Origin of the sequence: Kocuria sp. (assembly GCF_030530945.1) — a bacterium.
In the GTDB taxonomy this organism is placed as follows: Bacteria; Actinomycetota; Actinomycetes; order Actinomycetales; family Micrococcaceae; genus Kocuria.
This window is the reverse complement of sequence record NZ_JAUMTZ010000001.1, coordinates 493,784-506,280: the sequence shown is the minus strand read 5'-3', so window position 1 is coordinate 506,280 and position 12,497 is coordinate 493,784. Positions and strand designations below refer to the sequence as shown.

General features: G+C 66.8%; 9 protein-coding genes. 8 read left to right on the top strand and 1 reads right to left on the bottom strand.

The features are described 5' to 3' along the window. Window positions 1–148 precede the first annotated feature (148 nt). Complete coding sequence (locus Q4A22_RS02295; RefSeq protein WP_303176902.1) at window positions 149–1,927, top strand: DUF2334 domain-containing protein; 1,779 nt, start codon at window positions 149–151, stop codon at window positions 1,925–1,927. A gap of 79 nt (window positions 1,928–2,006) precedes the next feature. Here the strand turns inward: Q4A22_RS02295 and Q4A22_RS02290 are convergent, their stop codons facing one another. Then, on the bottom strand, window positions 2,007–3,215 hold the full coding sequence (locus Q4A22_RS02290) for a Fic family protein (RefSeq protein WP_303176901.1): 1,209 nt from the start codon (window positions 3,213–3,215) through the stop codon (window positions 2,007–2,009). 182 nt (window positions 3,216–3,397) lie between these two features. On the opposite strand from Q4A22_RS02290, the gene Q4A22_RS02285 reads away from it, so the two are divergent. From Q4A22_RS02285 to Q4A22_RS02255, 7 genes are all read left to right on the top strand, one after another. Continuing rightward, entirely contained in the window at window positions 3,398–5,371 is a 1,974-nt protein-coding gene (locus Q4A22_RS02285) for a class I SAM-dependent DNA methyltransferase (RefSeq protein ID WP_303176900.1), read from the top strand. Further along, complete coding sequence (locus Q4A22_RS02280; RefSeq protein ID WP_303176899.1) at window positions 5,368–6,651, top strand: restriction endonuclease subunit S; 1,284 nt, start codon at window positions 5,368–5,370, stop codon at window positions 6,649–6,651. Before Q4A22_RS02285 ends, Q4A22_RS02280 begins: the two co-directional genes overlap by 4 nt. 9 nt (window positions 6,652–6,660) lie before the next feature. Further along, a complete protein-coding gene (locus Q4A22_RS02275) occupies window positions 6,661–9,861 on the top strand; it encodes a type I restriction endonuclease subunit R (RefSeq protein WP_303176898.1) in 3,201 nt (1,066 codons plus the stop codon). Window positions 9,862–9,984: 123 nt separating this feature from the next. Further along, entirely contained in the window at window positions 9,985–10,281 is a 297-nt protein-coding gene (locus Q4A22_RS02270) for a hypothetical protein (RefSeq protein ID WP_303176897.1), read from the top strand. A 162-nt stretch (window positions 10,282–10,443) separates the two neighbouring features. Beyond that, window positions 10,444–11,250 carry an enoyl-CoA hydratase/isomerase family protein gene (locus Q4A22_RS02265; protein WP_303176896.1) on the top strand — a complete coding sequence of 269 codons (807 nt, stop codon included), beginning with the start codon at window positions 10,444–10,446 and terminating at the stop codon, window positions 11,248–11,250. Next, the gene (locus Q4A22_RS02260; protein ID WP_303176895.1) at window positions 11,247–12,122 is read left to right on the top strand and encodes a 3-hydroxyacyl-CoA dehydrogenase family protein; all 876 of its coding nucleotides are present in this window, start codon (window positions 11,247–11,249) and stop codon (window positions 12,120–12,122) included. Before Q4A22_RS02265 ends, Q4A22_RS02260 begins: the two co-directional genes overlap by 4 nt. An 89-nt stretch (window positions 12,123–12,211) precedes the next feature. Beyond that, window positions 12,212–12,497: CoA transferase (locus Q4A22_RS02255; RefSeq protein ID WP_303176894.1), on the top strand; the 286-nt coding region annotated here is incomplete at its 3' end.

Here is a 12,497-nt window from a genome sequence, read left to right as displayed (position 1 = left end):
CGGTGCGCCCTGCGGACGGGGCGCGGCACGAGAAGACGGCGGGCGACGACGTCCGCGAGCCACGGGGCGCAACCGCCCCGGCTGCCGGCACGGACGACGACGCCGCGCCGCGCGTCCCAGGGCGCGCGGACCAGGAAGGCGGAGGACGATGGACGAGAACTTCAAGCTCACACGGCGGGCGCAGTGGGGGTGGCTCGCGGGGCTGGCCCTGGTGCTGGTGGTCGCACTGGTGGTGGTGTTCGGGCTGACGAGCACGTCGCTGGTGGAGGGGCAGGCATCCTCGGTGGCGAAGCAGTACACCGATCCGGCGCTGGACGGCGAGAGCTCGACCGCCGCGGAGGAGCAGCTGCCCGCGAGCTACGGCAGGGGCGAGGGCAAGTCCACTCTGGTCCTCTACGACGACACCGGCGAGTACGCAGACGACACCGCCATGTACGCGATCGCCACGGGGAACCTCCTCACCCACTTCGGCAGGACCGAGCTGAAGCCGGTGGCCCGCTACGAGGCCGGGATGCTGGAGAAGTACGACGCCGCGGTCTACCTGGGCACCGACTACCGGACCACCCTGCCCCGGGATTTCCTGGCGGACGTGCGCGGCAGCGACAAGCCGGTCATGTGGGTGGACCAGAACGTGGAGGAGCTCGCGGGCGGGGACGACGCCCAGGCGGCCCAGTTCACGGAAAAGTACGGGTGGGATCCCCGGCAGGTGTCCTCCGTGGCCAGCACGAAGGCCGCCACCGTGGGATACCGGGGCCGGTCGGTGCACCGCGAGACGAAGGGCGCCGAGGATCTCACGGTTCCGTTCACCGGCACGCGGAAGGGCGTGGAGGTGCTGGCCACCTCGCAGTGCACGGAGAGCGGCAAGCGCGTGTCGTGCACGTCCTCCGGCACCGGGCCCACGGAGGTGCCCTGGGCGGTGCGCTCGGGCAACCTCACCTACGTGGCCGAGGTGCCCCTGGACTACATCGACGCGAACGACGTCTACCTGGTGTACACGGACCTCTTCTACGACCTGCTGGGCTCCCGGGCACCCGCCGTCAAGCAGGCCGCGGTGCGCCTCGAGGACGTGGGGCCGGAGTCCGACCCCGAGGACCTGCGTCGGGTGGCGGACTATCTGGCCTCCGAGAACGTGCCCTTCCAGGTGGCCGTGATCCCCGTCCAGATCGGCAGGAACAAGGACGGCTCGGACTGGTACGGGCTGAGCCTCCAGGACCGCCCCGAGGTGGTGAAGGCCCTGAAGTACATGCAGGACAAGGGCGGGACACTCATCCAGCACGGCACAACCCACCAGATGGGCACCGGCAACAACCCCTACAGCGGGCGGTCCGGGGAGGACTACGAGTTCTACAGGTACGGGTGCACCACCACGGACACCGAGCCCTACACGTTCGAGGACTGCACCAACGACTCGTACATCACCCCCGTGGGCCGGGTGGCCCAGGACGACGTCTCCCAGTGGACCCAGCGGCTGCAGGCGGGGCGGGAGGTCATGTCCGAGGCCGGACTCGGCGACACCGCGATCTTCGAGACCCCCCACTACGGAGGGTCGGTGAACGCCTACACGGCCATGGCCCAGGAGTACGACGCGCGCTACGAGCAGGGGAACTACTACGCGAGCACCCTCACCGGAGGCACCTCCGACCCCCGGAAGTCCTACAGCCAGCAGTTCCCCTACACCGTGCACGACATCTACGGCGGAACGGTCTACCCGGAGAACCTGGGCAACATCACCGAGGGCGAGCAGAACAACCACGCCACGCGCTCCCCCGAGTTCCTGGTCTCCCGCGCCAAGGCGAACCTGGTGGTGCGCGAGTCCACGGCAAGCTTCTTCTTCCACCCGTACCTGGACATCACCTACCTCAAGGACACCGTGAAGGGGATCAAGGGGCTGGGGTACGAGTTCCGGACGGTGACGGAGCTGAAGTAGTCTGCCGCGGCCGGGTGCCGGGAAGCCCTGCCACGCGGCCTCGATCCCGGCGTCCTGGTTCACCCGGACGGGGCCGCCCTCACCCGGTGGGCCGGCGCCCCGCCCGCTCCGCAAACGCGTCGATCGCCGCCAGCACTTCGTCACTGCGCCAGAACGGGCCCAGCTTGTGCTCTGCCTTGGACTTCACGATCCCGGCGTCCGTGAGAGCGCGCAGCGGCGGATACACGTTCGGCTGCTGGACGCCCAGCTCTGCGGCAGCGGTGGCGCTGTCCAGCACGGGCCGACGGGCCAGGACGTCCAGAAGCTTCCAGGCGTTGGAGTTCTTCCGAACGGTGAGGCGGGCATCCCACTCGCTGCGGATGCGGTCGATGTCCGCCACGAGCCGCCGGGCATTGGCGACCGCCCGGAAGGACGCGGCAGAGAACTTCTGCACGATGGGCTCCACGTCCCCGGCGCGGTACGCGTCCAGCGCCGCGTGGTATCCGTTCACGTCCGCGAGCAGCCCCGCCGAGACGGGCACCGCGACATTGCGGGTGATGCCCCAGTGCCTCAGCATGGCCTGTGCCAGGGCGCGCCCTGTGCGCCCGTTGCCGTCGGTGAACGGGTGGATGGTTTCAAACTGGGCGTGCGCCACCGCCACCGTGACCAGCGGACTGGCGGTGCTCCCGTTCATGTACTGCACGAGGTCCGTCACCAGTTCCGGGATGCGCTCGTGAACGGGCGCGACGTACGCTGCCCCCGCCGGGGAGTCGGACCGGGTGCCGATCCATACGGCTTGGTCCCGCCACTGGCCAGGGGTGTGCTGCGGCTGTCCCGACATCAGCACCCGGTGCATCTCCATGATGGCCTCGGCCGAGAGGCTGTCCGCAAGCTCCAGTGCTGCCTGCATGGCCCGGGTGTTGGCCGCGATCTCCTCCGCGTTGCGGCTGCGGCGCACACCGAGCTCCGCGCTGAAGATGGCCCTCGCGGACGCCGTGAGGTTCTCGATCTGCGAGGATGACGCCGCTTCTGAGCGGAGCAACACCGGAGCGAACGACGCGACGCGTTCCCCCAGCTCTGCATCGAACCGTGCGAGTTCGTGGGACGCTTCCTCCGCGTCCAGCCGCGTGCTCTCGCTCAGCCCCGGGACCCGCCCTTCGATGAGCGGAACCACCGCAGCCCGATAGGTTTCCGTGCGTCCGCCTCTCGTGGCGTTCACACCCCACGAGGCTTGGGCGCCGGGCACCCACGCCAGCTCCTCGAGCCCGATGGCCGGCCAGCTGTGCTTGCTCAGAAGATCGCCTCCCAAAATTATGAGTAACTGAGTTTCTCATAAAATTGCGCTTCGGAGTTATGACTTCCGCTCCCCCACGGTCTCGCCGCAGAGCTGCAACCATCGGACCCCGACGCCGCCCGCACCCCTTCCGCGCGCACGGCACCCGCGCCCCCTACACTCGCAGTACCCTCCTGATCTCCACGTAAGGCCCCCAAGTGTTCAACCATGCGTCCTTCATCTGGGGTGCGGCGGACATCCTCCGCGGCACCTACAAGCAGCACGAGTACGGCGATGTGATCCTGCCGTTCACGGTTCTCTACCGCCTGGATGCGGTGCTGGCTCCCACCAAGGAGGCGGTGCTGGAGGCCATCGGCCCCATGTACGTGGACGTGGAGCCGCCCCTGGGGATGCTCCGAGCCCGCGCGGGCCACACCTACAGCTTCTACAACCGCTCACGCCATGACCTGAAGTCTCTCCAGGGGGATCCGGACAACCTGGAGGAGAACCTCCGGGACTACGTGAACGCGTTCTCCCCGAACGTGCGGGAGATCTTCCAGAAGTACCGCTTCGAGGACACCGTCGTGGACCTCGCAAACCACGACCTGCTGCTGCAGATCCTCCAGCACTTCTCCAAGGCGGACCTCCATCCGGACGCGGTCAGCAACGACCAGATGGGCCACATCTTCGAGGAGCTGATCCGCAAGTTCGCGGAGGCCTCCAACGAGACCGCGGGTGAGCACTTCACCCCGCGCGAGGTCATCGACCTCATGGTCACGCTGCTGCTCACGGACGACGAGGACCTCACCGTCCCCGGCCTGATCCGTGAGGTGTACGATCCCACGGCCGGCACCGGCGGCATGCTCTCCGTGGCGGACGACAAGATCAAGTCGCTCAACCCCTCCGCCCAGGTGAATCTGCTGGGCCAGGAGATCAACCCCGCGTCCTACGCCATCTGCAAGGCGGACATGGTGGTGAAGGGCCAGCCGATTGACAACATCGTGCTGGGCAACACCCTCACGGAGCCCGCATTCCGCAACCGCACGTTCCACTACTGCCTCTCCAATCCCCCGTTCGGTGTGGACTGGAAGCAGAACCGCCGCGAGGTGGCGCGCGAGCACACGGTCGCGGGCTTCACGGGCCGCTTCGGCCCGGGCCTCCCCCGCGTCTCGGACGGCTCGCTGCTGTTCCTCATGCACATGATCTCCAAGATGCGCGAGCCCGGTTCCGCGGACGAGACCCAGGCTGCAGGCCGCGCGGCCATCGTCCTCAACGGTTCCCCGCTCTTCACGGGCGGCGCGGGCTCGGGCGAGTCGAACATCCGCAAGTGGGTCCTGGAGAACGACTACCTGGAGGCGATCATCGGCCTCCCCACGGACATGTTCTACAACACGGGCATCTCCACCTACGTGTGGAGCCTCTCCAAGGACAAGCCCGAGGAGCGCCGCGGCAAGGTCCAGCTCATCGACGCCACGGACATGTTCGTGAAGATGCGCAAGTCCGTGGGCTCCAAGCGCAAGCAGCTCTCCGCCGACAACATCGCAGAGATCGCCCGGCTCTACCGGGATTTCGCGGAGACCAAGCACTCCAAGATCTTCCGCACCGAGGACTTCTTCTACCGCACCATCACGGTGGAGCGCCCGCTCCGGCTCAACTTCGCGTGCACGGAGGACCGCATCGAGCGCGTCATGGCCGCCAAGCAGGTCACCAAGCTTTCGGACGACGACGCCGCCGCGCTGCGTTCCACACTCGACCTTTTGTCCCAGCGCGGAGACGGCACGGTCAGCACCAACCGCGCGCAGTTCACCAACGAGTTCATGGCAGTGGCCACGGAGAAGGGCCTGCGTCTGAAGCCGGCTCTCGTGAAGGTGATCGTCAACGAGCTGAGCGAACGGGACGAGGACGGCGAGCTGCAAACCGGCCGTCTCAATACCCCCGAGCCGGATGCCACACTGCGGGACACCGAGAACGTCCCCTGGGACGAGGACATTCACGAGTACCTGGAGCGGGAAGTGAAGCCCTTCGTTCCTGACGCCTGGATCGACGAGTCCAAGACCAAGGAGGGCGCGGAGATCCCCTTCACCCGCCACTTCTACGAGTACGTCCCACCCCGCCCGCTGGAGGAGATCGACCGCGACCTGGACGAGGTCCTGGGCCGCATCCGTGCCCGGTTGGAAGAGGTCAAGAAGTGAGCAGCCCCCACCCCACGGTGAAGCTGCGTCATCTCGCCCAGTTCAACCCGCCCGTGCCCGAAGCCGTGACCTCGGATCCTGTAGCAGAGTGGCCACTGCTGCCCATGGAAGACATCGGAAACTTCACCCCGCCAACCATTACCCAGCACCGTACCTACGAAGCGCTATCCACAGGATATTCCTACCTCGAACCATCGGACATTGCGTACGCCAAAGTCACACCGTGCTTCGAGAACGGCAAAGGCCTTGATGGCGCCGACTTGGAGGGGCCGACCTTCGCCACCACCGAGGTGTCCGTTCTGCGCCCCCAACCGGATGTGTCCCAACGCTTCCTGACCTACGTCCTGCAGTCGGAAGGCTTCCGATCAGCGGCAATTGCCTCAATGACCGGAGCCGGAGGTCTCCGCCGGGTATCGGAGTCCAGTATGAAGAACTACCGGACGCCAGCGCCCGACGTGAGTGTGCAGAATAAAATAGCGGACTACCTCGACCACGAGACCGCCGAAATTGACCACCTCATAAAGGACTTACACCTCTTCCTAGATATTTCACACGCGCGAATGAAAGCCACGGTAGAGAGTCTACTGCGAGGTGAACAATTTACCCGTATAAAACTTCGCAGACTGTCCCCCATGAGGAGGACTGGCACCAGCGTAAATGCAGACTCGGAACCAGCTCACCCTGGAGCCCCCGGCATCCTAAAAACTGGGGCAGTCTCAAAAGGCTGGTTTGACCCTTCCGAGAATAAGGCTGTAACGGACCCCCGCGAAGCCTCCAGACTCACTGCACCTTTGACGGGTGACCGAGTCCTTGTAAATCGAGCAAATACGCCCGACCTGGTTGGTTCGGCGGTTTACATCGCCAATGATGCACAGAATCTTTTCCTCTCCGATAAACTTTGGTCAATCGATTTTAAAGCGGTTAACTCATATATAGCCTTGGCCCTATCCACCCGCGCCTACCGAGAGCAGATATCCATGCTTTCCGTGGGGGCAAGTTCGTCAATGCAAAATTTGAGTTACAGCGATTTTCTTGGCATTCAAGTCCCGGTGCCGGACGAGCGCACCCAGAAAGAAATTGTTGCACACGTAGATTCACTAATGTCTCGTGAGTTGGAGGTCGAAGCCCAAGCTAAGAACGCAATCGACCTTGCCCGCGAGCGCCGCGCCGCCCTCATTACGGCCGCGGTCACGGGTCAGATCGACGTCACGGCCAGGAACAGGCCCGCGGCGGAGCAGCTGGAAGACGACATCGCGCAGGGTCTGCACAGAAAGAACTAGGGAGAGCCCATGAGTCAGCAGCACCAGGAGAAGAAGCTCCAGCAGGAGATCGCGGAGTACCTCGGGGACCACGGGTGGCTCCACTCGGAGACGTCGGCCGGTTACGACAAGGAGCGTGCCCTCTTCCCCGAGGACGTCCTGGGCTGGCTCGAAGACACAGACCCGGAGAACTTGGCCACGATTGTCCCGCCCCACGGTGACGAGGCGGCAAAAACCAAGGGCGAGCGCCGCATCCTGGATCGGCTCACCAGTCAGCTCTCCCAGCCGGAGCGGGACGGCGGCGGCGTGCTGAACGTCCTCCGCAAGGGCTTCATGGTGCCCGGGGCGCGCCGGTTCAGCATGCTGCAGATGCCCCCGGCAGATGACCGCAACCCCCGCATTGCGGAGCGCTACGCGAAAAACCGCCTCCGGGTGGTGCAGGAGGTCGTGTACTCCACGCGCAAGGCGGACCGCATCGACCTGGTCCTTTTCCTCAACGGCCTGCCAGTGGCCACGGTGGAGATCAAGACGAACTACACGCAGTCCCTCCAGGAAGCCATCAAGCAGTACGAGAACGACCGCGCTCCCGCCGGTGAACCCCTGCTGACCCCCTTCCGGGGCGCGCTCGTGCACTTCGCGCTCACGGACAACGATGTGTACATGACCACCGAGCTGAAGGGCCGGGGAACGTCGTTCCTGCCGTTCAACCGCGGTCACGACCACGGCGCGGGCAACCCGCCCAACCCGCACGGCGCGCGCTCCTCCTACTTCTGGGAGGAGACCCTGGAGCGGGACACGTGGCTGAGCATCCTCACCAAGTTCGTGTACGTGAACCACCAGAAGAAGGTGGACCCCCGCACGGGCGCGGAGACGGACACCGCCCAGATCCGCTTCCCGCGCTACCACCAGTGGCGCGCCGTCAGCCGGCTCACCGCCGCCGCGCGTGTGGAGGGTCCGGGGCACAAGTACCTGATCCAGCATTCCGCGGGCTCCGGCAAGACGGACTCCATCGCGTGGACCGCCCACCGGATGGCCACGCTCCACACACCCGCCGGGGAGAAGGTGTTCGACACCGTCTTCGTGATCGCGGACCGCCAGGTGCTGGACCGCCAGCTCCAGGACGCCGTGGACCAGCTGGTGAACGCCACGGGACAGTTCCAGCCCATCACCTCCGGCTCTGAGGGCTCCAAAACCGCCCAGCTCATCGAGGCGCTGGCCGGTGGGGTGCCCATCATCGGCGTGACCCTGCAGACCTTCCCCTATGCCCTCTCGAAGATCCGCGAGCAGGGCGGCACATTCGAGGGCAAGCGCTTTGCGGTGCTCGCGGACGAGGCCCACTCCTCGCAGTCCGGCAATGCGGCCAGCGCGGTCAAGGAGCTGCTGTACCTCAACGACCCCGCTGCCGCGCTGGGCGAGGACGGCGCACCGCTCGTGGACCAGGACGGCGTCCTGGAGCCGGGAGCGGACCAGGACGCCCTGCTCCGCATGGCGGCCCAGGCGGACGACGGCCACCGGATCAGCTACTTCGCGTTCACGGCCACACCCAAGGCCAAGACGCTGGACCTCTTCGGCACCCCCAACGAGGCGGGAGAGAACGAGCCGTTCGACCTCTACTCCATGAAGCAGGCCATCCAGGAGGGCTTCATCCTGGACGTCCTGAAGAACTACACCACCTACGAGCGGGTGGCCAAGATCGCGCTGCGCGGTTCGGACCCGGACACCCTGCCCGGCGCCAACGGGACGGGCGGCAGGAAAGGCGCGGCAGCGGCGTCGTCGTCCGGCGGCGGCGAGGAGGTGGACGTGCGGCGGGGAACGCGCGCGTACATCGGGTTCGTGGAGCTGCACCCCACCAACGTGGACTCCAAGGTGGACGTGATCATCAAGCACTACCTGCACACCGTCCAGCCCGCGCTGAACGGGCGCGGCAAGGCCATGGTGGTCACGAGCTCGCGCGCGTCTGCGGTGCAGTACCAGCGGGCGTTCCAGCGGCACATCGAGCGCGAGGGGCTGCCGCTGAAGACCCTGGTGGCGTTCTCCGGCTCGCTGCCGGACCCGGACGTGTCGGTGATCGGGGACGGCGAGCGCCCCGAAGTCACGGAGGCGTCCATGAACCCGGACGTGAAGGGCCGGGACCTGGCCTCGGTGTTCAACCAGGACGACCAGCACATCCTGATCGTCGCGAACAAGTACCAGACCGGCTTCGATCAACCGAAACTGGTGGGCATGTACGTGGACAAGAAGCTCTCCGGGATCGCCGCGGTGCAGACGCTGTCCCGCTTGAACCGGCGCATGGACGGCAAGACGGACACGTACGTACTGGACTTCGTGAACGACGCCGACGAGATCCTCAAAGCGTTCCAGGAGTACTACCAGGAGGCGGTCATCAAGACACCCTCGGACCTGGACCTGGTCTCCAAGCAGCTGGAGAAGCTCAAGGCCGCCGGGATCTTCAACACCTCCGAGGTGGACCAGGTGTGGGAGGCGTGGAACAACGTGCGGGGCAAGCACAGCTCCCTCTCCCCCGGCCTGGACCCCGCCGTGGACCGCTTCATGGACCGCTGGAACCGCGCCCTCGCGGACAACGACGCCGCCGCGCGGGACGTGCTCGAAGAGTTCCGTTCCCTGCTGGGCCAGTACGTGACGTCCTACGCGTTCTTCTCGCAGATCCTGAACTTCGGGGACCCGGAGTACCTCAAGCTCTCCGTGTTCGCGGACCTGCTGGAGCGGCGGCTCAACGCCGTACTGGAGACCGAGACCCCCGAGACGGTCACCGCCGAGGACGTGGTGCTCACGCACTACCACCTGGAGAAGCAGCGCGAGCAGAACCTGGAATTACAAGATGGCGAGGCCGAGGGCCTGCGAGGCCTCACCGAGGTGGGCATGAGCAAGCAGGCGGAACGCGAACGCGCCGCCAAGACCGAGCTGGTGGAGAAGGTGAACAAGTACCTCGGCGGCCTGGACGCCAGCGACGACTACAAGGTCAACGCCGTGGATCTCTGGCTCACCACCGCCCAGGACAACGAGAACCTCCGGCAGCAGGCCCGCAACAACACCCCCATGGACTTCGCCCGCTCCCCCGAGCTGCGGGTGGTCCTGGAGGACAGCGTGTGGAGCCACAACGACCTCTCCGAGAAGTTCGCCAAGGTGCTGCAGGACATGCCCACCAGCGAACTGGTGTCCCTGGCCATGGCGGCGGGCTTCTACGACCGCTTGCGGGGCGAGGCGGGGTAGCGCGGGCCGGTGTCTGCAAAGAATGGCCAATGGGCGGATGACATGCCCACCCTGACCTGACAGCGTGGTGGAAGGCCAACCCGCGCCCCGCCATGCACGGGGCCAGACCCCCGAGGAGTGACCGTGAACCAGTTCGTGAAGTTCCTGCCCGGCATCGGCTGCCTGCTGTGCCTGGTGATCGCACTCCTCCTGCAGTTCGTGTGGCACGAGAGCACCTGGGCTCTCATGATCGGGCTGTTGGCTCTCCTGCTCAGCCAGATTCCCGCCCCGGGCACGGCGGCCCGCAAGCGCGCTGCTCAGGAGGCCGCACGGAACCGCGAGGCCCGCAAGGTCCGGGCCCAGCGGCGTCGGCTGCTGGCGGACGTGAAGGCGCACGAGCGGAACGTGGCGCGCGGGGAGGGCCCGGCGGCGTCGTCCTGAGCGGCGGGCGGTCATCCGGGGCGTTGTACGGCCACCGAAAGAAACGCGGGGCGGTCATGTCGTGCCGGAAATGTGCCGCCGCTCACCCGGACGGGGTATGAAGAACACCAGAGGTCGCCGCGGTGCCGGAGCGCACCGCACCACAGAGAGGGAGAACCCACCATGAGCACAGAGGACAGCGACGTCCTGACCGTGGAGGTCACGGACGGGATCGCCCTGGTCACCGTCAACCGCCCGGAGGTCCGCAACGCGATCAACGCCACGGTCCTGCAGGCCCTCACCCGCACGCTCGCGGAACTGGCCGAGGACGAGGGCGTCCAGGTGCTGATCTTCACCGGCGCCGGGGACAAGGCGTTCGTGGCGGGCGCGGACATCAACGAGCTCGCCGTGCGCACCCCCAAGGACGGGCTGAAGGCCACCATGCAGGGCGTGTACGAGAAGGTGGAGCAGTTCCCCAAACCCACCATCGCGGCCGTGAACGGGTACGCGTTCGGCGGCGGGCACGAGCTGGCGCTGGCGTGCGACATCCGCATCGCCTCCACGAACGCGCAGTTCGCGCTGCCGGAGACCGGGCTCGGCATCATGCCCGCGGCCGGCGGCACGCAGCGGCTCGCCAAGCTGGTCGGTCTGGGGCGGGCCACCGAGATCATCCTCACGGGACGCAGGGTGGCGGCCGACGACGCCCTGGCCATGGGACTCGTCGCCCAGGTGGTGGAGCCGGACCAGCTCCTGGACGCCGCTCGGGAGACCGCGCGGGCCATCATGGCCAAGGGCCCGCTGGCCATCCAGCTGGCCAAGACCGTGGTCCGCCACGGCTTCGACGTGGACCACCAGACCGGGATCCTCCTGGAGCGGCTGGCGCAGTCCGTGCTCTACAGCAGCGCGGAGAAGGCCGAGGGAACGAACGCTTTTCTGGAGAAGCGGGCCCCGGACTTCCGCACCGCGGCACAGAAGGACGTGAACAGGTGAGTGAGAACCCCCTGAAGGACATCCAGCACATCACCGTGGTCGGTGCGGGGGCCATGGGCTCCCAGATCGCCATGGTGTGCGCCCTGGCCGGGTACGAGACGGACGTGGTGGACATCAAACAGGAGGCCGTGGACCGCGCCTCCGAGCAGCTGCACTCCCGCATGGGCCGGAACGTGAGCAAGGAGCGCCGCACCCGGGAGGACGTGGAAGCGGCCTTCGAGCGCCTCACGTTCTCCACGGACCGGGACGCGTGCGCCGCGCAGGCGGATCTGGTGATCGAGGCCGCGGTGGAGGACCTGACGATCAAGCGACAGGTGTTCGCGGAGCTGGACAGGGTGTGCCCGCCGCACACCATCCTGGCCACGAACTCCTCGAACATCGTGTCCTCCCGCGTGGCCGGTGCCACGAACCGCCCGGAGAAGGTGTGCAACCTGCACTTCTTCAACCCGGCGCTGGTGATGCAGTGCGTGGAGGTGGTCCCCCACGCTGGGACCTCCACGGAGACGGTGGAGACCGCCACGGAGCTGGCCCGCTCCCTGGGCAAGGCCCCCGTGCAGCTGAAGAAGGAGGTTCCGGGCTTCGTGGCCAACCGCCTGCTCGGGGCCCTGCGCGCCGAGGCGCTGAAGCTCTACGAGGACGGCGTGGCCGACTTCCAGGACATCGACGTCGCCGCGAAGACCGCCCTGAACCACCCCATGGGCCCGTTCGAGCTCATGGACATGGTGGGCATCGACGTGGTCTACCTGATCCGCATGGCCGAGTACGAGCAGACCGGGGACCCCGCCTCCCTGCCCGCCGAGTCCGTCAAGGAGAAGTACGAGGCCGGGGAGTACGGGCGCAAGTCCGGCCACGGCTGGTACGACTACGACTGAGGCCACCGCACGGGGCCCTCTCCCTGCGGTGGACAGGGCCCCGCGGCGGTGCTTGTGTGTTCTGGAGCACAGTTGGAAGTGGAGGGTTCATGACGCTCAGCACCACGCCCACGGGACCCGCGCGCTCGGGTCCGCTCAGCGGCATCGTCGTGGCGGACTTCTCCCGCATCCTGGCCGGGCCGTACTGCACCATGCTGCTCGCGGACATGGGCGCCACCGTGATCAAGGTGGAGGGCCCCGAGGGGGATGACACCCGGGCGTTCGTGCCACCGAGCGTCAACGGCTTCGGCACGTACTACCTCTCGGTGAACCGGAACAAGCACTCGGTGGTGCTGGACCTGAAGGACCCGGAGGACCTCGCCACCGCGTACGAGA

Excerpts from the sequence above, each read along its gene's own strand:
- Q4A22_RS02295 (WP_303176902.1), top strand. The coding sequence starts at position 149 with ATGGACGAGAACTTCAAGCTCACACGGCGGGCGCAGTGGGGGTGGCTC.
- Q4A22_RS02275 (WP_303176898.1), top strand. The coding sequence starts at position 6,661 with ATGAGTCAGCAGCACCAGGAGAAGAAGCTCCAGCAGGAGATCGCGGAG.
- Q4A22_RS02265 (WP_303176896.1), top strand. The coding sequence starts at position 10,444 with ATGAGCACAGAGGACAGCGACGTCCTGACCGTGGAGGTCACGGACGGG.